The 23,677-nt window shown below is 52.8% G+C and carries 24 protein-coding genes; 22 read left to right on the forward strand and 2 right to left on the reverse strand.

Annotated elements, in window-relative coordinates:
* Window positions 1-144: 144 nt before the first annotated feature.
* From E3U44_RS08925 to E3U44_RS08970, 10 genes are all read left to right on the forward strand, one after another.
* Entirely contained in the window at window positions 145-759 is a 615-nt protein-coding gene (locus E3U44_RS08925; RefSeq protein ID WP_134357815.1) for a PilZ domain-containing protein, read from the forward strand.
* A 198-nt stretch (window positions 760-957) separates the two neighbouring features.
* Window positions 958-2,382, forward strand: a complete 1,425-nt coding sequence (locus tag E3U44_RS08930) for a sigma-54 dependent transcriptional regulator (protein WP_276321976.1) — start codon at window positions 958-960, stop codon at window positions 2,380-2,382.
* A 207-nt stretch (window positions 2,383-2,589) separates the two neighbouring features.
* On the forward strand, window positions 2,590-3,621 hold the full coding sequence (locus tag E3U44_RS08935) for a sigma-54 interaction domain-containing protein (protein ID WP_134357817.1): 1,032 nt from the start codon (window positions 2,590-2,592) through the stop codon (window positions 3,619-3,621).
* 54 nt (window positions 3,622-3,675) lie between these two features.
* Window positions 3,676-3,996 carry a flagellar hook-basal body complex protein FliE gene (gene fliE / locus E3U44_RS08940; RefSeq protein WP_134357818.1) on the forward strand — a complete coding sequence of 107 codons (321 nt, stop codon included), beginning with the start codon at window positions 3,676-3,678 and terminating at the stop codon, window positions 3,994-3,996.
* Between the two features lie 132 nt (window positions 3,997-4,128).
* Window positions 4,129-5,829 carry a flagellar basal-body MS-ring/collar protein FliF gene (gene fliF, locus E3U44_RS08945; protein ID WP_134357819.1) on the forward strand — a complete coding sequence of 567 codons (1,701 nt, stop codon included), beginning with the start codon at window positions 4,129-4,131 and terminating at the stop codon, window positions 5,827-5,829.
* A complete protein-coding gene (gene fliG, locus E3U44_RS08950) occupies window positions 5,822-6,826 on the forward strand; it encodes a flagellar motor switch protein FliG (protein ID WP_134357820.1) in 1,005 nt (334 codons plus the stop codon). The genes fliF and fliG overlap by 8 nt, the downstream gene beginning before the upstream one ends.
* Window positions 6,813-7,547 (forward strand): flagellar assembly protein FliH, encoded by a 735-nt coding sequence (locus E3U44_RS08955; protein ID WP_134357821.1) that lies wholly within the window; start codon window positions 6,813-6,815, stop codon window positions 7,545-7,547. Before fliG ends, E3U44_RS08955 begins: the two co-directional genes overlap by 14 nt.
* On the forward strand, window positions 7,540-8,982 hold the full coding sequence (gene fliI, locus E3U44_RS08960) for a flagellar protein export ATPase FliI (RefSeq protein ID WP_420812617.1): 1,443 nt from the start codon (window positions 7,540-7,542) through the stop codon (window positions 8,980-8,982). Before E3U44_RS08955 ends, fliI begins: the two co-directional genes overlap by 8 nt.
* Window positions 8,979-9,425, forward strand: coding sequence for a flagellar export protein FliJ (gene fliJ, locus E3U44_RS08965; RefSeq protein WP_134357823.1), 447 nt, complete (start codon window positions 8,979-8,981; stop codon window positions 9,423-9,425). Before fliI ends, fliJ begins: the two co-directional genes overlap by 4 nt.
* A gap of 184 nt (window positions 9,426-9,609) precedes the next feature.
* Window positions 9,610-10,923, forward strand: coding sequence for a flagellar hook-length control protein FliK (locus E3U44_RS08970; RefSeq protein WP_134357824.1), 1,314 nt, complete (start codon window positions 9,610-9,612; stop codon window positions 10,921-10,923).
* A 4-nt stretch (window positions 10,924-10,927) separates the two neighbouring features.
* On the opposite strand, the gene pyrF is transcribed toward E3U44_RS08970, so the two are convergent.
* Entirely contained in the window at window positions 10,928-11,626 is a 699-nt protein-coding gene (gene pyrF, locus E3U44_RS08975) for an orotidine-5'-phosphate decarboxylase (protein WP_134357825.1), read from the reverse strand.
* 299 nt (window positions 11,627-11,925) lie between these two features.
* Between pyrF and E3U44_RS08980 the strand changes: the two genes are divergently transcribed.
* From E3U44_RS08980 to secF, 9 genes are all read left to right on the forward strand, one after another.
* Window positions 11,926-12,882, forward strand: coding sequence for a sensor domain-containing diguanylate cyclase (locus tag E3U44_RS08980; RefSeq protein ID WP_134357826.1), 957 nt, complete (start codon window positions 11,926-11,928; stop codon window positions 12,880-12,882).
* Window positions 12,872-14,275 (forward strand): ATPase domain-containing protein, encoded by a 1,404-nt coding sequence (locus E3U44_RS08985; protein ID WP_134357827.1) that lies wholly within the window; start codon window positions 12,872-12,874, stop codon window positions 14,273-14,275. The genes E3U44_RS08980 and E3U44_RS08985 overlap by 11 nt, the downstream gene beginning before the upstream one ends.
* Before the next feature lie 38 nt (window positions 14,276-14,313).
* On the forward strand, window positions 14,314-14,496 hold the full coding sequence (locus E3U44_RS08990) for a hypothetical protein (RefSeq protein ID WP_134357828.1): 183 nt from the start codon (window positions 14,314-14,316) through the stop codon (window positions 14,494-14,496).
* A complete protein-coding gene (locus tag E3U44_RS19295; protein WP_166805049.1) occupies window positions 14,493-14,702 on the forward strand; it encodes a hypothetical protein in 210 nt (69 codons plus the stop codon). Before E3U44_RS08990 ends, E3U44_RS19295 begins: the two co-directional genes overlap by 4 nt.
* A complete protein-coding gene (locus tag E3U44_RS08995; protein ID WP_166805050.1) occupies window positions 14,650-15,039 on the forward strand; it encodes a circadian clock KaiB family protein in 390 nt (129 codons plus the stop codon). Before E3U44_RS19295 ends, E3U44_RS08995 begins: the two co-directional genes overlap by 53 nt.
* A 264-nt stretch (window positions 15,040-15,303) precedes the next feature.
* On the forward strand, window positions 15,304-16,419 hold the full coding sequence (tgt, locus tag E3U44_RS09000) for a tRNA guanosine(34) transglycosylase Tgt (RefSeq protein ID WP_134357830.1): 1,116 nt from the start codon (window positions 15,304-15,306) through the stop codon (window positions 16,417-16,419).
* A 34-nt stretch (window positions 16,420-16,453) separates the two neighbouring features.
* Window positions 16,454-16,798: a preprotein translocase subunit YajC gene (yajC, locus tag E3U44_RS09005; protein ID WP_206054936.1), complete on the forward strand. Its 345-nt coding sequence runs from the start codon at window positions 16,454-16,456 to the stop codon at window positions 16,796-16,798.
* 20 nt (window positions 16,799-16,818) lie between these two features.
* Window positions 16,819-18,675, forward strand: a complete 1,857-nt coding sequence (secD, locus tag E3U44_RS09010; RefSeq protein WP_134357831.1) for a protein translocase subunit SecD — start codon at window positions 16,819-16,821, stop codon at window positions 18,673-18,675.
* 9 nt (window positions 18,676-18,684) lie between these two features.
* On the forward strand, window positions 18,685-19,632 hold the full coding sequence (gene secF / locus E3U44_RS09015) for a protein translocase subunit SecF (protein WP_134357832.1): 948 nt from the start codon (window positions 18,685-18,687) through the stop codon (window positions 19,630-19,632).
* A 34-nt stretch (window positions 19,633-19,666) separates the two neighbouring features.
* Here secF and E3U44_RS09020 read toward each other — a convergent pair whose 3' ends face one another.
* The gene (locus tag E3U44_RS09020) at window positions 19,667-20,923 is read right to left on the reverse strand and encodes an SAM-dependent methyltransferase (RefSeq protein WP_134357833.1); all 1,257 of its coding nucleotides are present in this window, start codon (window positions 20,921-20,923) and stop codon (window positions 19,667-19,669) included.
* 207 nt (window positions 20,924-21,130) lie between these two features.
* Between E3U44_RS09020 and E3U44_RS09025 the strand changes: the two genes are divergently transcribed.
* Genes E3U44_RS09025 through E3U44_RS09035 form a run of 3 tightly spaced genes read left to right on the forward strand, consistent with a single transcriptional unit; the run spans window position 21,131 to window position 23,633 of the window.
* Window positions 21,131-21,634, forward strand: a complete 504-nt coding sequence (locus tag E3U44_RS09025; RefSeq protein WP_134357834.1) for a hypothetical protein — start codon at window positions 21,131-21,133, stop codon at window positions 21,632-21,634.
* 14 nt (window positions 21,635-21,648) lie between these two features.
* Window positions 21,649-23,022, forward strand: a complete 1,374-nt coding sequence (mpl, locus tag E3U44_RS09030; protein ID WP_134359739.1) for a UDP-N-acetylmuramate:L-alanyl-gamma-D-glutamyl-meso-diaminopimelate ligase — start codon at window positions 21,649-21,651, stop codon at window positions 23,020-23,022.
* Complete coding sequence (locus E3U44_RS09035; RefSeq protein ID WP_134357835.1) at window positions 23,019-23,633, forward strand: flavin prenyltransferase UbiX; 615 nt, start codon at window positions 23,019-23,021, stop codon at window positions 23,631-23,633. The genes mpl and E3U44_RS09035 overlap by 4 nt, the downstream gene beginning before the upstream one ends.
* Window positions 23,634-23,677: the final 44 nt, after the last annotated feature.

Genomic DNA, 23,677 nt, shown 5'->3' on the forward strand with positions numbered 1-23,677 from the left:
GCACATCGGGGTGTGCGCATCAACTTGCATCGGGAGATAGAAGGCAATATCAAGATAACCTCTATAAGCTGCGCGTTGGACAACGGAGCTTGAGCCGGCAAAAAAAGGGAAGCAATTCCCGCACCTTGTCTGAGGTAGAAGCTTGTGGCTGAAACAGAAAGTCAACTCGTGCCGCAACCATTAGGGCAGGGGGTTTTTTATCAAAGCCAGCACCCCCTCACTTGGCGTTATGTGGAAGCCGGAACCAAGGTCAGCGCGTTTGTTTGCCGTGATAACGAGCGACTGTTAAAGCTGTTGAATAGCTCCATCCCCTCCCCTTTGGAGCTACTGGAGGAGCAGCCGCTGCTTTATTCGGAACTCCAGCGTTTAGAGTTGAAGATGGATTTGTTGCTTGAGCAGATAGGATTGCTGCTCTCCCAGCAGATGCCACTTCCAGAAGCCATTCCCCTGCGGCTTACTGCTCAGACGCTACAATGGTGGGCCCGGGAGACACCGATGAAGGGGGAGACTGTCCAGGTTGAAGTTTATCTAAAAGAAGAACTCCGCCGTCCTTTAGTTTTTTTAGGCCAAGTGAAGGCGCGAAAAGCGGAAGCTAACGGGTACCGCATTTTGGTGCTTTTCACTGAGCTAGGAGAGGGGGTTCGGGAAGGGCTAGAGCGATTCATCTTTCGCTGGCATCGGCGCCACATTGCCCAAACTCGAAGGGGTTCCCCGCCTACGAGGAAGGAGTCTGATACTGACAGTACGACAGAATTTTGACATTCGCCTCTCGGGGTGTTTAACTTTCCTCATTACTTAGAAAATGTAATTTTCTTCTTCGTACTCCGAGACAGTGTCTTAAGAGGCAGGAAAAGCCTACGATGTCTGCTGAGGTCGTATTGATCTTGGAGGGTGATAAAGAACGCGGCCAGGCCCTCCAAACGATTATCGAGTTTATTGGCTACCGTTCCGTGCTTATTGATCTTGGAGGGTGATAAAGAACGCGGCCAGGCCCTCCAAACGATTATCGAGTTTATTGGCTACCGTTCCGTGCTTATTGAGCCAAGCCGGGAATGGCGAAAACAGGTGGATGACCTCGATCTCCAAGCCGTGGTTGCCGTGTTGCTGGGTCGTTGCGACGAAGATCAGGTGCAGCCGGCTGCCCTAGTGAAGGAATTGGCGAGTGAGCAAAGGCAATTGCCGGTATGGATATTGGTGCCTAAGGAGCGCAGTCAAGAGAAAGAAAGTTGGCGTTTGCCAGGCTCTCTAGGGATTCTCCGTTACCCTTTTACCCAAGCAGAGTTGACAGGTGCTTTGCAAAATGCAGAACTTTTTCGCCAAGGCCGGCGACAAAAAAAAGAAGGGGGACGCCCTGTAGAGCTGTTTCGGAGCTTAGTGGGCAACAGCCGCGCTATTCGAATGGTCCGCCATTTGATAGAACAGGTTGCTGATTCTAATGCAACGGTACTGATCCTGGGGGAATCGGGGACTGGCAAGGAAGTGGTTGCCCGGAATCTCCACTACTATTCCGCACGTCGGGGAAAGCCGTTTGTGCCCGTCAATTGTGGCGCTATTCCTGGTGAACTGCTGGAAAGTGAACTCTTTGGCCATGAGAAGGGGGCTTTTACGGGAGCTATTACCTCTCGCCAAGGGCGGTTTGAGCTAGCCCAAGGAGGGACCCTGTTTCTGGACGAAATCGGCGATATGCCTATGGCCATGCAGGTGAAATTATTGCGGGTATTGCAGGAACGGACTTTTGAGCGGGTGGGAAGCAGTAAGCTTATCAGTGTGGATGTGCGTGTTATCGCGGCCACCCACCGTGACCTGGAAGAACAACTCACAGAAGGAAATTTTCGCCAGGACCTTTATTACCGCCTTAATGTTTTTCCGATTGAGATGCCGCCTTTGCGGGCCCGGGTTGAAGATATCCCCCTGCTCATTAATGAACTGATTACCCGGATTGGGCACGAAAAGGGAGGCGCTGTCCGCTTGACGCCGGCGGCGGTGATGGCCCTCTGCCAGTATCCCTGGCCGGGAAATGTACGAGAACTGGCCAACCTGATTGAGCGTTTAATGATACTCCATCCCTATGGTGTTGTGGATTATCATGATTTGCCCCAGAAGTACCAAATAGATGAGGGCAAAAACCACCCTTTTGTCCCAGAGGTGTCATCATTAGAGCAGGTCGTCGATACTTCGGAGACTCCCCGGTTGCCGCGAGAAGGTTTGGACCTCAAAAAGCACCTCAATCGCATCGAATGTTCACTCATCAAACAAGCGCTGGACGAGGCAGATGGGGTCGTGGCTCAAGCCGCCAATCGACTGCGAATGCGGCGTACCACTTTAGTCGAAAAACTGCGCAAATACGGTATCCAGCGCGAAGATATGACGTCAAGATTTTGACTTCCACCTGAGCTTACTCCTTATTTACCTGATTCTTTAAATCTTTTTTTGTTTGGCGTTCTTTTTGCATAATTGTTTTAAGTGCGGAGGGCGAATGTCCCGCTATGTCGGTACTATCAGGCAACAATGTGCAAAGCCGCGGATTTCCCAGCACCTGCTGGATGCTTCGACCTTTTTAAAGCAGTTCTCAAAGCAAAGGAGTAAGTTATGGTGCAACCCTCGGTTCTGGTCGTTAAAAATGAACCAGCTCTGCGGGTGTTGGAAAAAGATGAATCTCTGGTAGCCATTGATCCCCGTTTCCGGGCGGTAGTGGAACTAGCGCGGCGGGTAGCTCGCAGCGAGGCTACGGTGCTTATTAGTGGTGAGAGTGGCACGGGGAAGGAGGTTTTAGCACACTATATCCACCGCCACTCAAAGTGCTGCGAAGGCCCTTTTGTGGCCATCAACTGCGCTGCCATTCCTGAGAATATGCTGGAGGCCACCCTGTTTGGCTATGAAAAAGGGGCTTTTACTGGTGCCCACCAGACTCATCCCGGCAAATTCGAGCAGGCCCAGGGAGGAACTTTGTTGCTGGATGAAATCTCGGAAATGGATTTGGATTTACAGGCTAAGTTGCTCCGCGTATTACAAGAGCGGGAAGTAGAGCGCTTAGGCGGATGCAAAGTGATCCCCTTGGATGTGCGGGTATTGGCAACCACCAATCGTGCTCTCCGGGAGCAGATAGCGAGTGGCCAGTTTCGCGAAGACCTTTATTACCGCTTAAATGTTTTTCCTTTGCAGCTGCCGCCCCTGCGGGAGCGCACCAAAGATATTTTACCCCTAGCGCGACAACTGATCGCCAGCCGGGCCGCAGCAGCGGGTCGTCTCCCACCCCGTTTGACGCTCGCTGCCGAAGCCAAGCTGCTGGCCCATCCCTGGCCAGGAAATATTCGTGAACTGGATAATGTTGTTCAGCGGGCCTTGATTCTGGAAGAGGGAGAAGCGATAAGCACCCAGGCGCTGGCCTTTGAAACGGGGATAGAAGCGCCGCTTCCAACGGGGGTAGGAGAGCTTAGCAAGGATCTCAAAAGCCATGAAAAACAACTCATTCTAGATACGCTGGTGCGCTGTGGTGGGCGGCGGAAACAGGCCGCCGCCCAGTTAGGCATTAGCGAGCGAACCCTGCGTTATAAACTTGCTCGGCTAAGAAAGGCTGGTGTGGCTATTCCTGCCCCCTCGAATACAAGATTGACACCCTGAATTTCGAATGCCTTTAGTGATTACCTTAGCGAATACCTGAGGGAGGATTCTGCTGTGGAACCGATCAATAGCACCCAACTTCTTGAGCAAATGCGGGCTGCGGCTGCTCTAGCTGAAAATGGTTCAGCCAGGACTTCGGGTGAAGCTACGGGGAATGAGTTTGCGCTCTTGCTTGAGCAGGCCCTTAACTCGGTCAATGAAGCCCAGCAGCAGTCCAGTAATCTCGAGATGGCTTTTGTCCTCGGTGATAATAATGTGGACTTATCGGAAGTGATGATCGCTTCTCAAAAAGCTGGCGTTTCTTTCCAAGCCGTACTCCAAGTTCGTAACCGACTGGTTTCTGCCTATCAAGAAATCATGAATATGCAGATCTGAAGGGCTTCAGAGCTCAATTGAAGCAGCTCCAGGCTTGGAGGGACTGGAGTCCTCAATATCAATATAAAGAGGTCTCCTTTTTACTTTCTGGTTTCCAAGTCAACCTTGTCGGTCTCTTTGGAATTGGGATTGATGGCAGACGCAAACACCAACACCAATAGAAATTCACCTGCCGCTGCCCCGGAAACGTTGCCGGCTGCGAGTTCATCCCTGGCAGTATTACAGGCGAATATAGCCCGTCTATCCCCCCTAAAACAGGTGGGGTTATTGCTCATGATTGCCCTCAGCGTGGCGTTAGGGGTAGGCATTTTTTTATGGTCTCAGTCACCGAATTATCAAATTCTTTATGGAGCTATTTCTGGCGAAGAAAAGGGAGAAGTCGTTGAAGCCTTGCAGAAAGCAGATATCGACTACAAACTAGATAACCTTACAGGGGCTTTGATGGTGCCCGCCTCCCAGGTGCATGAAGTGCGGCTGCAGCTAGCGATGGAAGGTTTACCCCGGAGTGCTGGCACCGGTTTTGAACTGCTACAGCAGAACCCTGGTTTCGGTGTCAGTGAATTCCTGGAAAAAGCTCGCTATCAGCGGGCTCTGGAAGGGGAATTGGCGCGCACCATTAGCACCCTGAACAACGTCAAGAGTGCCCGTGTCCATCTAGCCTTGCCCAAGCGGTCGGTTTTTATCCGCGACCGCAAGGCACCCTCTGCCTCGGTTGTCTTGGATTTGTATGCCGGACGCATGCTCGATCCAGGCCAGGTGGCTGCCATCACCCACCTGGTGGCTTCCAGCATTCCTGATTTGGAGAGCGCCGGGGTGACGGTAGTCAATCAGAGGGGGGATTTGCTCACTCAGCCGGAACGTTCCCAGACTCTAGAGATGACAACCAGTCAGTTCGAATATACCCGTCGCATTGAGGAGGAATATGGACACCGGATTCAACGCATTCTGGCGCCATTAGTAGGTGCTGATAAGGTGCGCGCCCAGGTCGTAGCTGAGGTGGATTTTACCATCACGGAACAGACCCAAGAACGCTATGAACCGGAGAGAAGAGCCCTACGCAGTGAGCAAACCGCAGAAGAAGAGCGGATTGGTGGTCTCTTTCCAGGAGGGATTCCCGGGGCGCTCAGTAACCAGCCGCCGAATGAAACTCAGGTTCCCGAGACTTTCAATGGGGCCAACGAGGGTGAGCCCCAGCCTTCAGAACCCCCAGCAACTCGAAGCCTGCGGGCTACTCGTAATTATGAGCTGGATCGCACTATCAGCCATACTCGGCTAGCGCCTGGCTCTATTCGGCGCCTCTCCGTGGCTGTTTTGGTGGATGAGAAACTAGCGACAGGTGCCGAAGGCAATATCAACACCCTGCCACGCTCCCCCCAAGAGCTGGAGCATATTACCGCTCTGGTCAAAGAGGCGGTGGGCTTTAATCAGAATCGAGGTGATACTATCAATGTGATTAATGCCCCTTTTGTGTCCAACGAGGAGTTAGAACCCTTACCCCCCCCCCCCTTCTGGCAACAAGAGTGGTTCTGGGAAACCGTTAAACAGGGGGGAGGTATCTTGGCAGTGTTGTTCTTGCTGTTAGGAGTCTTGCGTCCTACCTTCCGGAGGCTGACTACCGTGCCCGAGCCAGTGACTGTATCTTCTCTTCCCAAGGACAGTCACGAAGAAGAGTTAAAAGAAGATCAGCTGACTTTGAGTAGTAACACCCCTACGCTGCAATTATCAGGGCCTGATTCTCTAGAAGCTAACTTGGCGATGGTTCGTAAGATGGCTGCGGATGACTCCGAACGGGTCGCGCAAGTTGTCAAAAATTGGGTCTCTCGCGATGGCTGAGGGCCAATTGTCGGGTATTGAACGGGCGGCGATTCTGTTACGTTCTTTGGGTGAACAGGGTGCCGCTAATGTGCTTAAGCATTTGGAGCCGAAAGAGATCCAAAAAATTGGGACGACCATGGCTAGCCTCCAGAGTGTTTCCAGGGAACAGGTCGATGCCGTGCTTCAGGATTTTGCAGAAAAGGTGAGGGAAGAGACGGCTTTGGGGATAGGCTCTAATGATTACGTCCGTACGATGTTGCAAAGCGCTCTGGGTAAAGATAAGGCTGGAGCGCTCATTGACCGCATTCTATTAGGCGGCAATACTAATGGAATTGAGCAGCTCAAATGGATGGATGCCCGTTCTATTTATCAGGTTATCCATTGGGAGCACCCTCAAGTTATCGCTATCGTGCTTTCCTTTTTAGAAAGCGAACAAGCCGCTGAGGTCCTGTCCCTGTTTGCTGCTCAGATAAGACTAGATATCGTGCTGCGGATTGCTACCTTGGAGCGGGTGCAGCCCTCGGCCTTGGATGAATTAAACGGAATATTGGAGGAGCAATTTTCCGACACTCATAGTAGCCTTAAGGCTTCTTCGGTGGGGGGGGTTAAGACAGTGGCCAACATTCTCAACTTACTGGACAGTGCTGCAGAAAACGAAGTTCTGGAGCAGATTAAAGAGGCTGATGCAGAACTGGGCCAGAATATTGAGGATCTCATGTTTGTCTTTGATAACCTCCTGGAGGTGGATGATCGGGGGATTCAGTCCTTGCTGCGGGAGGTTTCTTCTGAAACCCTGATCATTGCTCTTAAGGGAGCTGCCGAAGAGCTTAAACAGAAAATCTTCAAAAATATGTCCAAACGGGCGGGGGAGATGTTGCGCGAGGATTTGGAAAGCAAAGGGCCTGTGCGCTTGAGTGAAGTCGAAGCAGCGCAAAAGGAGATTCTTGCCATTGCTCGGCGGTTAGCCGAAGCAGGGGATATTTCCTTAGGAAACAGAGGCGATGAGTACATCTAAAATTTTGCGCCCAGGGGATCTCACTGCCTACGAGCGCTGGGAATTACCTTTAGTAGGGGAGGAAGAATCCGAGGAGGATCATACCCCTAATCAGGATACCGAGCGTAATGAAAAAGCCGCCGAGGCTAACCTGGGGCAGCCGACCTTAGAAACTCAGGAGCAAACGGAAACGTCTACCTCTTCGCCATTGACGGTAGAGCAATTGGAAGCTCTTCAAAAGCAGGCCTATGAGGAAGGTTTTAATGTGGGATTGAGGGAGGGGCGGAAGGCGGCGCAAAAGGAGTTAGAGCAGAAAGTAGCACGTCTTGAGGCGTTAATGGCAACTTTGAGTGAGCCTCTCCGGGAGCTTGATGAGGCCGTGGAGGAGGAACTGCTGCAGCTTGGGATTGCCATTGCCCGCCAGCTTATACGCCGAGAACTCAAAACCCAACCCAGTGAGGTGGTGGCGGCAGTGCGGGAAGGATTGCATTACCTCCCTTCCCATAGCCGCCATGTACGGTTGCGACTCCACCCCGATGATGTGGGCGTGGTGCGCTCTGCCTTGTCCCTTTCTGGAGAGGAACGGCGGTGGCAAGTGGTAGAGGACCCTTCCCTCAGCCGCGGAGGGTGCCAGCTGGAGACCGAACATTCCAGGATAGACGCCACGGTAGAGGCGCGACTGAATGCCGCCATTGCCAGAGTGCTTGGCGGCGAGCGGAAAGACGATCAAGGTCGTGACTGACCCTCTGCCCACAATTCCCCTTCTGGGTGCCCGGTGGCGGCAAACCTTAGCTGAGTGTCGGGAGCGTTTGCTCCAAGATAGAGCCCCCCTGTTGACGGTGGAGGGGCGTCTCATTCGAATGGTGGGGTTGACCCTGGAAGCCGTCGGGTGTCAACTGCCGGTAGGAGGGCGTTGCCATATTTTAAGACCGGAGAGGCCGCCGGTAGAAGCTGAAGTGGTCGGTTTTGCCGGAGAAAAGCTCTTTTTAATGCCCACTGGCGACCCGAGAGGGTTGGTGCCTAACGCCCCGGTGATCCCCCTTCCCCAGGGCGGTGGAGTAGCAGTAGGCGTGGGGTTGCTGGGTCGAGTTCTGGACGGTGCAGGGCGCCCTCTGGATGGCCTAGGTCCTTTGCGTACCCCCCATCATGTTTCCCTGGACGGCCAACCCATCAACCCCTTAGCGCGGCGACCGATTAGGGAACCCCTCGATGTGGGGGTAGCCGCTATTAATGGGTTGGTCACCATTGGCCGCGGTCAGCGCATGGGGTTGTTTGCGAGCAGCGGGGTGGGTAAGAGCATACTACTGGGCATGATGACCCGCTACGCTAAGGCAGATATCATCGTGGTGGGGCTGATTGGCGAGCGGGGCCGGGAGGTCCAGGAATTTATCGAAAACACTCTAGGCCCGGAGGGACTAGCGCGCTCGGTGGTGATAACAACCCCTGCAGATCATTCTCCCTTGATGCGTCTTCATGGCGCCATGCTCGCCACCAGTATCGCCGAATATTTCCGCGATCAGGGCCAACAGGTGTTATTGTTGATGGACTCTCTGACCCGTTTTGCCCATGCTCAGCGGGAATTGGCTTTAGCTATCGGCGAGCCGCCGGCGACTCGAGGGTATCCTCCCTCGGTATTTGCCAAGGTCCCCCAATTGGTGGAAAGGGCGGGCAACGGCCGCTCGGGCAGTGGCAGTATTACCGCCTTTTATACCGTGCTCACGGAAGGGGATGATACCCATGATCCGGTGGCTGATGCGGCCCGAGCCATTTTGGATGGTCATATTGTGCTGTCTCGGCGGTTGGCGGAAGCAGGTCACTATCCTGCCATTGATATTGAAGCTTCAGTAAGCCGGGTGATGAATCAAATCACCACGTCAGCGCATCAGCAAGCAGCCCAGCAATTTAAGCAAATTTACTCTCTTTATCAGCAGAATCGGGATCTTATCAGCGTGGGTGCTTACCGCCGTGGTAGCGATCCTCGCCTCGATGAAGCCATTGATAGGCAATCCCAATTTCGAGCATTCCTCCAGCAAGATATGTTTCAATCGTTTTCCATTGAAGAGAGCCTTGAGGGGCTTCAACAAGCTTTAAGGGAACAGCAGCCCCCAAAGACGGCGGCACCCGTGACTAATGCTGCGGGCGTATTAAGACATGAGGATCGCGGAGGCCGTTCATGACCCGCTCCCATCGCTTGTATTCCCTGCTCCGGGTGGCGGAAGCCCAGGAACAGCAGGCTGCTAGAGGATTAAGTGAAGCCCAGCGCCTGTTACAGCAGCAGCACCACCAGCTAGAGGAGATGCACCGCTATCGGGAAGAGTATACGCAGTATTTCCAAACCGTGGGCCGAAATGGCGTCGGTGTCCAACAACTTCAGCAGCTACAAAGCTTTTTGACTCAACTCGACCGGGCTATTGGGCAACAAAAGCAGCGGCTGCAGCAATATCTTCAGCAGTTAGAGCAGAGGCGCAATGGATGGCTCGAGGCACGCAGTCACGTAAAAGCTTTAGGCAAGCTTGAAGAGCGTTATCGGCAGGAGGAGCGTTGTTTAGCCGCCCACCGTGAGCAGGCGGAAGTGGATGATCGCTATCAACATTGGGCGGAGGATAGCGGCAAAATTTAGACCTGGGAAGGCAAGTTTTGCCTGCAAGATGGCGAAATCTGCCGAGGTCAAACAGGGGATAGGGCCGGAGATTGAGGCTATCGGTGAAATCGAGCCTTTATAGGGAATCGAAATTTTTCGGCACGGGTTTTGCTTGTAATTGGGTTGCTATTTGGATAGGTATGTAGCTGGAGTGTAGGGGGTAATGACAGCGTCGGGATTTTTTGCCCTATCTTTGCCGCGTCTTTATCCGTCTGCTTCGGCAGGAGAATTTGAGGGGAACCCTGACGCATCGGCGCTCCCCGAATCGAAATCGGTTGGCGCCGATTTTTCTGCCCAGCTGGGGGATTTGATTGTCCAGCTTAATCCCTTACCCGAGAATCAGCCCTCTTCTGGGGGGATGGAAAACAAGGGGGGGCAGACAGAGGACCAGGCCAGCTTTCTCAAGCATTTGCTGAGCCTGGAACAAAGGGGAAGAGAGGAGGTTGCCCCGGGGCTGGAGTCGTCATTACCGGTACCGGCAGTGATGATGACTGAGATTAGCTCTTTCCCTGCCAGTATGGAGGCTTTGGGGAATGATGCGAAAAGTAAAACTTTACCCCAAGTTAGAATCCCTGAACTCGGCTCCATAGCAAAAAATTCGGCTTTAACCTCTAGAAAGGTCCCTGGCCTCTCAGGAATTTTTCCCAATTCAAGCAAGCCGACCCCTCCACCCCTCAACCTTTTATCCCCTGAGCAACTGCAACTTTATCTTAACCAAAAAAATACCCCCACCCCGGAGGCTTCTATCCAGGCAGGCAGTCTGCTGGAGCCCGTTTTAGAAGTTTCCACGGAAAAAGCAGAACTGCCGGTCTCGTTTAGCCAGCTTGGCCTTGTCCCCGGCAAAGGCACTACTCCATTGGCGGTGATCGCCTCTGAGGGGGAGGAGGCAGCAAACTCAGCACGGGGGGTAGGGGATGCCCAGAGGCCTGCGGAACCTACTCTATTACGAGAATCTTTCTCTCCACTGGTGTCCCAGACTTCACTCAGTCCTAGTCCCACGGAGACGGCAGCTTCTCCTTCCCCTGTTGAGGGTAGTCGAATGAATCTGACCCTCGAAGCTGCCATCCAGCACTTCCAGTGGGGAGATGAACTCAGCGAGCGGATGACTTGGCTGGTTAAAGATAAGGTCCAAATTGCGGAGCTGCGACTCAACCCGCCCCAACTTGGTCCTCTTGAAGCCCGCATTAACCTCCACCATGAGGAAGCGAGTATTACTTTCCATGCTCCCCAGGCGGCAGTCCGTGAAGCCCTTGAAGCGGCCCTTCCCCGCCTGCGGGATGCTTTGGCGGAGCAAGGGCTGAATTTAGTCAATGTGGATGTGTCTCAGCAGGGTTTTTCGGAACAGCAGCGACAGTCGGCCCATCCGGGAAACTTGCGGGCAGCTTCGACAGACTCCACTGAAACCGCCGCCCAGGAAGATTTAGAAGGAGACTCCTACCCTCCCGTCCCCCTAGGCGGAGTGGACTACTACGCCTGACCTGTTAAGAATTCTGAATCTCTGCTTCAATCCTTTCAAGGGCCGCCATTGGATCAGGAGCCCCGGTGATGGGCCGGCCAATGACCAGGTAATCAGCCCCTCTGGCTAAGGCTTCCCGTGGTGTCAGTACCCGCTGTTGATCTCCTGGAGCGGTGCCGGCAGGCCGAATCCCTGGGGTGACTAGTAAAAATGGGGGTTCCAGAATCTGGCGGAGTGCCGAGGCCTCCTGACCAGAGCAGACCACGCCATCCAGTCCTGCTTCCTGGGTAAGGCGGGCAAGTCGCAATACATTTTCCTCTGGAGTTCCGGCCAATCCTATTTGTCTTAATGCCGTCTGCTCCATGCTGGTTAAGACAGTGACGGCGATTAGCAACGGGCGGGAGGAGAGCTTGGCCAGCGCTTCCTGGGCTGCCTGCATCATGGACAGTCCTCCCAGGGCATGAACATTGAGCATCCATACCCCTAAATCGGCTGCCGCAAGACAGGCACGGGCGACCGTATGGGGAATATCATTGAATTTTAAATCGAGAAATATGGAGAAGCCCTGGTCGGCGAGGCATTCAACCAAGCCGGGACCGGCGCGGGTGAATAACTCCTTACCCACTTTCAGCCGGCACCGGGCAGGATCAAGTTGACGGGAAAGATTTAGTGCTTGCTCTGCATGGGGATAATCCAAGGCAATGATAATACGGGATTCTTCCATGGTGTTCTCCAGTGACTTATAATCCTGCAATTTTAATGGGTTTCTTTATGGGCGCGGTACCGTCATCGTTGTCAGCCATAATATCCGGGTGCGACGGGGATATGCCCCTCAGGCCTTTCTGAACGACTCGGATTTGTGAGGTTGATCATAGGCATCCGGAAAATGGGGCGTAGGCCCTCACTGAGTTTAAGTTCCTCTTTCAGTGGGGCATCGTCATTTTAAACCGAGCGCTCAGCATTTTTGCCATTGGAATAACGGGCACCATTGCCTATCTTTACCTGACATTAGCCGAAAAGAACTTGCGTGATAGTGAAGTGCGCTTCCAAAGTATCGCCAGTCATCTGCCCGGCTATATTTTCCGGCGTGTGCGCACGGCAGAGAATTGCTTTAAGTATGAATATATCAGTGGCTCGGTGCATACGCTATTTGGATTAGAACCGCAAGCGCTGATAACCAATCCCTCGCTTTGGTGGCGGCTCCTCCCGCCCGAAGATCAAAAGGTCTTTACGGAGGCCCTGGAACGTTCGGCTCAGGAACTCAGCCCCTTAGATCAAGAGTACCGGATTCAATTAGCCAATGGGCAGATTCGCTGGATGCGCAGCATGGCTCATCCCTATCTTCATCTTCGGAATGAGAATGAAGTCTATTGGGATGGGGTTGGGTTGGATGTGACCACGCAAAAGTACACCGAGAGCCAACTCAATTATCTCGCTTATCATCATTCCCTGACGAATCTGCCGAATCGAAAGCTGTTTGAAGATCGCCTACAACAAGCGGTGGCTCAAGCTCAACGAGGGAATCATGCTTTTGCCTTACATTATTTGGATCTGGACGATTTCAAAGCCATCAATGATACTCAAGGACACCATCTCGGCGATGCGCTGCTTAAGGTCGTCGGTGAGCGGCTACGCCGAAAGGTGCGTCAAAGCGATACGGTGGCCCGGCTAGGAGGGGATGAATTTGCGGTGATCCAAGGAGATCTCTCCCAGCCCTTTCACCTGGAAGGAAAAACCCTTCATGTGAGTGTCAGCGATGGGATTGCGCTCTATCCAGAATTGGCAGAAGCAGCTCCTTCAAGAGCGGTGCTTGAGGTCGATGGAGGGGAGTTATTGAAGTGGGCCGATATTGCCCTGTATGAGGCCAAGCAGGCTGGCCGAGATACCTTTTGCTTCTACCGCCAAGGTATGGAGCTTCCAACCCAAAGGCGGGTGACCTTGCGAGAGGCCCTGCATCAAGCCTTTCCGCGTGGCCGTTAATATTTCAGCTTTCCAAATTCGCCGCAGTCCTCTTATTGATACTATCCGAAAAGTCTTGGGAGACACTGGCCTTGAGCCCGGTTGTCTTGAATTAGAACTGACCGAAAGTACTCTCGCCATTCATTTTGAGGAAATGATCTGCTCTCAAGGGGAAATACCTCGGGGCAGAACGACGGTGGTTATTGGCGGACCCGGGGCAGGTAAAACGGTTTTTGCGCTCCAAACCGCTGTCAATGGTATTCGACAATGGGGAGAACCAGCCATTTTTGTCTCCTTTGAAGAGGCCTCGAGCCGAATCCGAACCTATATGCGCCATTTTACTTGGGAGAGTGAGACCTTATCTGAATGGGAGCTGTGTTTTGTGGATGCCCGTCTGCCGCCAGATGCCGTTCAGTCAGGGAGTTTCGATCTGCTGGGTCTATTAACGATGGTGCACGCCAAAGCTCGAGAAATTCGTGCTCGCCGGGTTATTATCGATGGGATCGATGCCCTGCTGAGTCTGCTGGAAAATGCGGCCCAGGAACAAGGCGAATTACTCCGGCTGCAGCAATGGATGGAAAGTGATGAACTGACCTGTCTCATGACCAGTAAGACCTTATTCGCCAATCCGCGCCATAGGCAACGCTACGAATTTCTCAATTACTTATCGGATTGCCTCATTATGCTGGAGAGCGAGGTCCATAGAAGCCTGCATTCACGCACCCTTCACATTGCCAAGTACCGGGGCTCGGGGTATTTGACGAATAAATTTCCGGCTCTCATCAATACAACCGGATTCAATGTGGTCGTGGCTGGTACTTTGGAACTGAGTTATCCAGTCTATGAGGAGCGGGTCTCCTCCGGGATTGGACGCTTGGATGATTTACTTCGTGGCGGATATATCCAGGGGTCGAGTATCCTGGTCTCTGGTTCGCCGGGGACAGCCAAGACCACCTTAGGGGCCGCGTTTGCGGAATCGGCCTGCCAGCGGGGTGAGACGGTGGTCTTGGTGAGCTTTGATGAGGGTAGCGAGCGCATTGTCGCCAATATGCGCTCTATTGGGATCGAACTTGGCCAGTCAGGCCATTTACAGATCGCCTCGTTGCGTGCTGGTAACTACAGCCCTGAAGCGCATTATGTGGCTATCCACCAATTAATTTTGGAAAGAGCGCCTCGTTTCCTCATCCTGGATCCTATTTCTGCTCTCCTGGGAAAAGGCTATCTGTTTGGTGAAGAAATCTGTGGTGATTTATTGGTGTTTGCCAAATCCCGTGGGATCACTTTGCTTTGCACCTCTTTGTTGGAGGATACGGCCCACCAAGAGGAAAGCACCGCCAGCCGTATTTCCACCATGGCGGATACCTGGATCCACCTCGCTTACCTAGCCCGGGGGGGGAGCGTAATCGCACCCTGACCATTGTCAAATCCCGAGGCACGGGCCACTCCAATCAAGTGCGTGAGCTGGTGCTTACCGATCAAGGCGTGCAGTTAGTCGATGTCTATAGTGCTGAAGGGGAGGTGCTTTTGGGTTCGGCCCGGGCGCAAAAAGAGATGCAGGATCAACGGAAGCAGGCGGCCAATCGGGTTCAGTACCAGCAACAGCTCTTTGAATTAGAAAAAGCGAAGCGGAATTGACGGCCCGGCTAGAGGTTTTACAGCGGGAATTGGATGGGACACGCAGACAGCGTCGACTGCTCATTGAGGAGGAATCGGATCGGGTCGAATATGAGCACTGGGCTGAAGGGGAGCGGCGGCGGTTGCGGCAACCTAAGGAGGGGGGGATTTTTGATGAGGCGTTTAGAAGATCATTCTTTAGCGGGTCTGGAGTCGGTACAGAATAAAAATGGCTACGGACAGGAAAAAGAGGATGAGAAAGTGAGTCTAGATAGTCGTTATCCGTCTTCAGAAGAGACCAGTCCCAGGCGATTAAGACTATACATTGCGGGCGAAACGCCGAACTCGGTACGAGCGCAAAAAAATCTGCGTCAGGTGCTCAACCAGTTAGGGCGGTCTTGCTATACGGTGGAAGTCATTGATGTCTTTAAAGCGCCCCAGCGGGCTTTAGAAGATCGGGTCATTGTGACTCCGACGTTACTCTATTGTGCTGTGCAACCTCCACGGCGACTCGTCGGTAATCTCAGCGATGGCAGGGCTTTAGAGGCTTTTTTAGAATTATAGGAAGTGGCTGAACAGTAGGTTAGAGATCTCCAGGGCCAGTGCGGGATGACTAAAGCATCGCCGTGATTTTCCTGGTCGACGCCAATCTGCGCCTGGTCTCCCTCAGTCTCAGACCGATACTGCCAAAGATGCGTTCCAAGACGGGTCTGCCAACCCTAGCCGTAGCAGTAGATAGGGAGATGCGCCGCTGTCTCCATGGAATGTGTTATCCTCTGGAATCATTTGATCTTTTATCTCCATTCATCAAGAGTTATCACACAAAAAATGGAATTTGAATTGCTGACCCGTGCCGGTGCGGCCCGGCGGGGACGCCTTCGTTTTCCTCGGGGGACCGTGGAGACACCAGCTTTTATGCCGGTAGGGACCTATGGCACGGTCAAGGCTATGACCCCGGAAGAATTGCGTACCGGGGGGGCTGAGATTGTCCTAGGCAACACCTTTCATCTGATGTTGCGCCCTGGAACTGAAATTATTGCCAAGCACGGGGGGCTCCATGGTTTTATGCACTGGGAGAGGCCGATTCTGACCGACTCCGGAGGCTTTCAAGTGTGGAGCCTAGGAGCCATGGGAAAAATTACCGAGCAGGGGGTCAGTTTTCGCTCCCCCATTGATGGTCGTCCGGTTTTTCTGGGGCCGGAGGAGTCCATCGCCGTACAACGGCAGTTGGGGGCGGACATCGTGATGATCTTTGATGACTGTACTCCTTATCCTGCCACCAAAGAGGTCACCCGCCAGTCCATGGAATTGTCCTTGCGGTGGGCGGCCCGTTCCCGCGAGACCCATGGAGATTCTCCAGCGGCCTTGTTTGGGATTATCCAAGGGGGGATGTATGAGGATTTGCGAGATCAGTCGTTGCAAGGGTTATTGGAGATTGGGTTTGAGGGCTATGCCATCGGGGGGCTCTCTGTGGGGGAGCCGAAGGAAGCCATGGCGAGGATTTTGGCCCATACTGCCCCCCAAATGCCGGCGGATAAACCCCGCTATTTGATGGGTGTAGGGCGGCCAGAGGATATCGTGGAGGCAGTGCGTCAGGGGATCGATATGTTTGATTGTGTTATGCCCACCCGCAATGCCCGCAATGGCCATCTTTTTGTTCGGGGGGGCGTCATCCGCATCCGCAATAGCCCCTACCGGGACGATACCCGGCCTTTAGATGAGGGCTGTACTTGTTATACTTGCCGCCACTATAGTCGGGCCTATTTGCACCATTTGGACAAGACCCGGGAAATCCTCGGCTCACGCCTGAATACTCTCCATAATTTGCACTATTATCAAACTCTCATGGAGCAGCTCCGGCAGGCGATTGAACAAAACAGGTTGGAAGCGTTCGTCGCTGAATTTTATGCTGCACGTGCGCAGGACCCATTGCCTGTGCCATAATCAACAATTTAGTTCGAACAGGGAGGCAAATCACGTGTCAACTGTGCTAGATCTTTTCATTTCGTCAGCCTGGGCCCAGGAGCCGGCAGCGGCGCCACCCCAAGCAGGAATGTTTAACATTGTCTTTTTATTGGTCCTACTGGTTTTATTCTATTTCCTCTTGATTCGACCTCAGCAAAAGCGGGCCAAAGAACACAATAAGCTGGTGGAAGGATTGCAAAAAGGGGATGAAGTAATGACCGAAGGGGGCATTATGGGGCGCATCACTGAATTGGCGGAGAGTGTCGTGGCCGTGGAGGTCAGCGAAAATGTTGAAATCAAAGTACGGCGCCAATCCGTTGCCTCGGTATTGCCCAAAGGCACCCTTGAAAAGCTTTAAAAATTCTTAAGTTACCCTCGATGAACCGTTATCCTCTTTGGAAAAACTTGCTTGTGTTAGTCGTGGTGCTCGTTGGTATTGTCTACGCTGCACCCAATTTGTTTGGCGATACCCCGGCGCTACAGATCTCAGCGACTCGGGGTGCTAGCCTGGAACCGGAAATCTTGACCCGGGTGGAGCAACTGCTCAAAGAGCGGGGTTTGGACTATCAATCAGTCCGCTTGGAGGACCAGCGCCTTTTGGTCCGCCTCCGTCAAGCGGAGACCCAGCTCAAAGCTCAGGATGCTCTTCGGGAGGAATTGGGTTCGGATTACTCGATCGCCTTGCACTTGGCTCCTGCGACCCCCAGTTGGTTGCGAACCATTGGGGGTTTACCCATGAACCTAGGTTTGGATCTCCGCGGCGGAGTGCACTTTTTGATGGAAGTGGACATGGAGGCTGCAGTCCAGCAGGCGGAAGAGCGCTATGTGGAAGATCTCCGGTCTTTGTTACGGGAGAACAGGCTCCGTTACCTCAGCATTGGGCGGCTCAGCGCAGGAGGTGTCGAGATCAAGTTCCGTAATACGGAGCAAAGGGATCAAGCTGAAACCCTCATCCATGATGAATATTTCGACTTGCTGTTGCAGCCTGTGGAGGAGGGCGGTTCCCCTCGCCTAGAGATTACTTTAAGTGAAGAGGAAAAACGGGAAATCCAGCGTTTAGCCTTACAACAGAACATCACCACTTTACGTAATCGGATTAATGAGCTTGGGGTGGCTGAACCCACCATCCAGCAGCAGGGCCGGAATCGCATTGTAGTGCAATTGCCGGGTGTCCAAGACACGGCTCGAGCTAAGGAAATTCTGGGCGCGACGGCAACTTTGGAGTTTCGCCTGGTGGATGTGACCCATGATGTCCAACGGGCGGTGGAGGGCAGAGTTCCCGCCGGTTCCCGCCTCTATCATGAGCGGGGTGGGGCGCCCATCTTGCTTAAGAAGCGAGTGATATTGACCGGTGATCATATTATCGATGCTGCCTCGGGGATTGATCAGCAAAGCGGCAGTCCCGCGGTATTTGTCACCCTAGATGGCCAGGGTGCCCGTCTCTTCAGCAAGGTGACAGGGGAAAATATTGGTAAACCCATGGCAGTGGTCTTTATCGAGACCAAAACCGAGACCCGGGTGGAGGAGGGTGAGCCAGTCAAGGTCCACCGGCGGGTCCCCGAGGTGATCAATGTGGCCACCATCCGGGATCAACTGAGCAAGCGTTTCCAGATCACCGGACTCGATTCCACCGAAGAAGCCCGTAATCTGGCCCTGTTACTACGGGCAGGAGCACTGGCTGCACCTATTGATATTGTGGAGGAGCGGACGGTGGGTCCAAGCCTAGGGCAAGATAATATCGAAAAGGGTTTTCAATCCGTGGTAATTGGCTTTGCCCTGGTGCTGGTGTTTATGGCGATCTACTATCGGGTCTTTGGTCTCATTGCCGATTTAGCGTTGACGGTCAATCTGGTGCTGTTAGTCTCGCTGCTCTCCTTACTGCAGGCGACCCTCACTTTGCCTGGGATTGCGGGCATTGTGCTTACAGTCGGTATGGCGGTCGATGCCAATGTTTTGATTTTTCAGCGTATTCGCGAAGAACTTCGTAATGGCAATAGCCCTCAGGCCAGTATTGAAGCCGGTTATGCCAATGCCTTATCGACCATTGCGGATGCCAACATTACCACCCTGATTGCCGCGATAGTGTTATTTGGATTTGGGACAGGGCCCATCAAGGGTTTTGCGGTCACTTTATCTTTGGGTATTCTCACTTCCATGTTTACTGCCATTGTCGGTACCCGGGCAGTAATTAACCTCATTTATGGAGGGCGGCGTAAAGTAAAGCTAGCCATCTGAGACGTGGATATGAAGCTATTTAAAAAATCCTTTCGTATTGATTTTATGGGCAAGCGCCGCCTGGCCTTAATATTTTCTGGGGCGCTGTTTCTCACTTCCTTGGGTTCATTGATTTTCCAGGGCCTTAATTTTGGTATCGACTTCACTGGGGGGACTGTACTGGAAGTCGGGTATGAGCAGCCGATAGAGCTATCGGAAGTGCGCCAGGACTTGGGAGGTGCAGGGTTTGATGGCGCCATTGTGCAGCATTTTGGTACCACTCGGGATGTCCTCATTCGCTTGGCACCAGGGGCCGAACGCAATAGCGCTGAACTCAGTAACGAGGTGCTCGCCACCTTACAGGCCAACGGGGATAACTCGGTGACCATGCGGCGGGTGGAATTTGTGGGGCCGAAAGTGGGGGAAGAACTGACCGAGCAAGGGGGCCTAGCGATGCTGTATGCGCTGATTGGAATTCTGATTTATGTTTCTCTGCGCTTTGAGTATCGGCTTGCTATTGGTTCGGTGGTGGCTTTGGTTCATGATGTACTCATCGTATTGGGTATATTCTCCCTATTGCAATTTGAGTTTGACCTTACGGTACTGGCAGCTCTCCTTGCAGTTATTGGTTATTCCCTTAACGATACTATCGTGGTGTCGGACCGTATCCGAGAAAATTTCCGCAAAATACGCAAAGGGACGGCGGTGCAAGTGGTCAACACTTCTCTTAATCAGACTTTATCTCGTACTGTGATGACCTCTTTGACCACCTTGCTGGTTCTATTTGCCCTATTTATATTTGGTGGTGAGGCGATTCATAGCTTTTCCATGGCCCTTATTATGGGAGTCCTGGTGGGAACGTATTCTTCCATCTATATCGCGAGCCCTACGGCCTTAGCTTTGGGAATTAGTAAAGGAGATTTAATGCCCCCACCTGCCCCTCCTAAGGAAGGAGCGAAGTTAGATGAGCGGCCTTAGTTGAGGTGGGGGCAAAGCCCTAGGGAATTGACGATTAATTCTCTTTCTGGAGCTTGCCGGGTGACATGGCTTGGTAGAGGTGGGCGCGGGTCCAAGGTAGTTGGTTGTAAGTGTTCCGGGTAAAAGTTACTTGGAAAAGTTGTAAAAATCCGCTTAAAAAACTGGCTTGGGAACCCGCAAGATAGAAGCGCCAGGTGCGAACAAACTGCTCATCAAACATCTTTCTTATTTGGGGAGTGGCTTCCTCGAAGCGCTCCAGCCAATGAACCAGAGTCTTGGCATAATGGAGGCGAAGATTCTCAATGTCAATAATTGAAAAATTCCAGGGTTCAAAGATGTCTGCTGTCTCTTGCAGCGTTGGAGGGTAAGCGCCCGGAAAGATGCGGCGGCGTATCCAGGCATTGATGGGAAGAGGTCGGTTGCGACCGATAAAATGGAGCAAGCCTCGGCCTTCTGGTTTCAGGCTGCGGTGGATGGTCGCTCCCAGTTCAGGATAGCAGGCTCTCCCCACATGCTCTAACATTCCGACAGAGACAAAGACGTCAAATTGCCCAGCAATATTACGGTAATCGTCTTCGATAAATTGGACTCTATCGCTAATACCGGCGATGCGAGCTTGCTCCTGGGCGTAGCTAATTTGCTCGTGGGAGATATTGAAGGCTCGGACAGTCACCCCATAATGCTGCGCCATATAGAGAGAAAGGGCACCCCAGCCGCAGCCTGCTTCGACCACTGTTTCCCCCGGCTTGAGGGCTAGCTTTCGGCAAATATGTTCCATTTTTGCTATCTGAGCTTCTTCCAAGGTAGCCGCTGAGGTGGGGAAATAAGCGCAGGTATAAACCATGTATTGGTCTAGCCAAAGCCCATAAAAATCATTGCTAATATCGTAGTGATGATAGATATTGCCACGAGCTCGATGGAGCGTATTTGGACGCAGATCAAGGAGACGCTTGCGGAGGCGGCTCCACGGGGTAGGATAAGCGCTGGCAACCCGTTGATTATAAAGGTTATGTAGGGCCACCAAGTCGCCCTCGATATCCATTCTACCGGTGGTATAGGCTTCACCTACATTCAGTTCGGGATTGAGCAGGATTTTGAGCAAAGTGGTACGGTCGTGAATGGTGATATGGGCGACTACCGGCTCGGTGCTTCCACGAAGGCAGGTTCCATCCCATAGGGTGATATCTAAGGGGAGTCCTTCAATCGCTGATTGAAGTCGGGCGACTAGCCAGCGGTTGAGACCCTCAAGACGTTTTTCTCCACTGGAGAATTTTTCTAGCTCCGTTGTCATATAGCTTACTGTAACAGGTGAATGTGGGAGAGTTATCTCTAATTACAAAACATAGTTGCCAAGCCGTTGTTGTCAAGAATAAATTTTGGTTATTTCCCATCATGCTTTGCCAGTTATCTCTGGGGCAGCTATCATGAGAATTTCTCTAACTTTACTAACAATGATCGTTTTTAATTATTGTCTCCTTTGAAAAATGGTTTTTTTCAGATGCTGAGATATTTTGTATCCTTGTGTTTATTGCGTTCAGGACCTGCTGATGCGCCCCCTTCATCGGTTTTGTTGACCCAAACCCTGTTGGCCTATTTGGGTATAGGTTGGTTGATCTCCATACTTCATTTGGAGTTTGCCGATGGGTTGCTGTCAAGCGCCGTCGATACCGCCCTGTTAATCGGTATGACCGGTGGGTTACTGGCCGTGCGGGGTTACGGGGCCCGTTTACAGCAGACTTTAATTGCCCTCACGGGGGCGGGAATTATTCTTGGCGTTCTAGCGCTGCCCTTGCTGCTATGGCTTGATGCGGCGCAGCAAGCTGGGCTTCCGCCTGGGGTGGTCTCCCTGTTGCTGTTTGGACTCATGATTTGGAGTCTAGCGGTAACGGCCCATATTATGCGTCAGGCCTTGTCGGTCTCCTTTACGGTGGGAATCCTCATCGCGGTAATTTATGCCTTGGTCTCTATTCAAGTAATGAATTTTCTTTTTCCCCCTGCTTAAGCGAGACGCCGTTGATGCACCTCCACATTCTTGGGATTTGTGGCACCTTTATGGCTGGATTGGCGCTGTTAGCGCGAGAGTGTGGGTTTCATGTCAGCGGTTCTGATGCCCACGTTTATCCTCCTATGAGCGAGCAATTGCAGGCCGGGGGAATTGGGGTTCATGAGGGTTATGAGCCGGCGGCCTTAGACCCTACCCCGGATTTGGTGGTGGTGGGCAACGCCCTTTCTCGCGGTAATCCTGCTGTCGAATATGTCCTTGCGAAGGGGTTACCTTATACTTCGGGACCCCAGTGGCTAGCTGAGCAAGTTTTACAGGGGCGGTGGGTGTTGGCGGTAGCCGGTACCCACGGCAAGACCACCACTAGTAGCCTTTTGGCTTGGATATTAGAATACGCAGGTCATGGGCCGGGGTATCTTATCGGTGGAGTTCCCAGAAATTTTGGTGTTTCGGCCCAGCTGGGCCGGAGCCCTTATTTCGTGGTCGAAGCCGATGAATATGATACGGCGTTTTTCGATAAACGCTCCAAGTTTATCCATTACCGTCCCCGGACACTGATCCTCAACAACCTGGAATATGATCACGCCGATATCTTTCCCCACCTAGAAGCCATCCAGCAGCAGTTTCACTACCTCGTGCGCACGGTACCCAGTAATGGGCTTATCCTTGCGCCATCAGGGGACAATGCTTTGGAAGCCGTATTATCCCTGGGTTGTTGGACCCCGGTTGCTCATATTGGTATGGCCCAAGAGAAGGGCGGTGCTTTGACCGCTCATGCCGTGGCAGACGATGGCAGCCGCTTTGAAGTGTGGTGTGAGGATTCCTACCAGAGTCAGGTCTCTTGGTCGTTGCTCGGTCACCATAATGTGGCTAATGGTTTGGCGGCCATCGGTGCTGCGCATCATGCCGGGGTATCCATTGAACAGGCTTGTCAGGCGCTAGAACAATTCCAAGGGGTGCGACGGCGTCTAGAAGTCCGTGGTAAGGTGAATGGAGTGATGATCTATGATGATTTTGCCCACCACCCCACAGCCATTGCTAAGACTTTGGCCGGATTGCGGGCGCGGGTTGGCGAAGCTCGGCTCATTGCCGTGTTGGAACCTCGATCCAACACCATGAAATTAGGTATTCATAAGGATAGCTTAGCGCCCGCATTAACCTTGGCGGACCAGGTGCTTTTGTACCAACCTCCTGATCTTGCTTGGTCCTTAGCGCCCGTGATTCACTCTCTTGGAGCTAAGGCCTCCGTATTCGTTGATATTCAGGCGATTGTGGATAATTTATGTACCCAGGCCCAAGGGGGTGACCATATCGTCATTATGAGTAACGGGGGGTTTGGCCATATTCATCAACGACTGATCACGGCCTTACAAGGGGGAGGACAATGAACCCTAGGGAGGTGGCGGTGGCGATGACGGGTGCTTCCGGTGTTGTCTATGGGTTGCGGTTATTAGAGTGTTTGCTCAAGACAGAGGTGTCTGTGCATCTTTTGGTCTCTAGTGCAGCTCAGACGGTAGTGGCCATGGAAACTGATTTGCGTTTTCCCCCCCGACCCCGGGATTTGCAAAGATACTTAGCGGCCCATTTTTCGGTAGCGCCTGAATTACTTCATTGCTATAGTGAGATCCAGTGGACCGCCCCCCTAGCTAGCGGTTCCCACCGCATTCAATCGATGGTGGTTTGTCCCTGCACGGTAGGGGCTATTTCGGCTATTGCCCGCAGTGCCAATGATAATCTTATCGAGCGAGCCGCAGATGTCATGATTAAAGAGCAGCGCAAGCTGATCCTAGTACCTCGGGAAGCGCCTTTTTCGGTCATCCATTTGGAAAATATGCTGAGTCTAGCTCGGTTGGGTGCGGTTATTCTTCCTGCAAATCCGGGCTTTTACCATCAACCTCGCCGGGTTGAGGACTTGGTCGATTTTATTGTCGCACGGATTCTGGATCATATGGGGGTAGAACAGCACCTGCTGGCCCGATGGGGGGAGAGTGCTTCGTGACCATTTCCCCTCATTGGGGTTGGGGCGGAGAGCGTGGAATTCTG

Source organism: Nitrosococcus wardiae, assembly GCF_004421105.1.
In the GTDB taxonomy this organism is placed as follows: Bacteria; Pseudomonadota; Gammaproteobacteria; order Nitrosococcales; family Nitrosococcaceae; genus Nitrosococcus; species Nitrosococcus wardiae.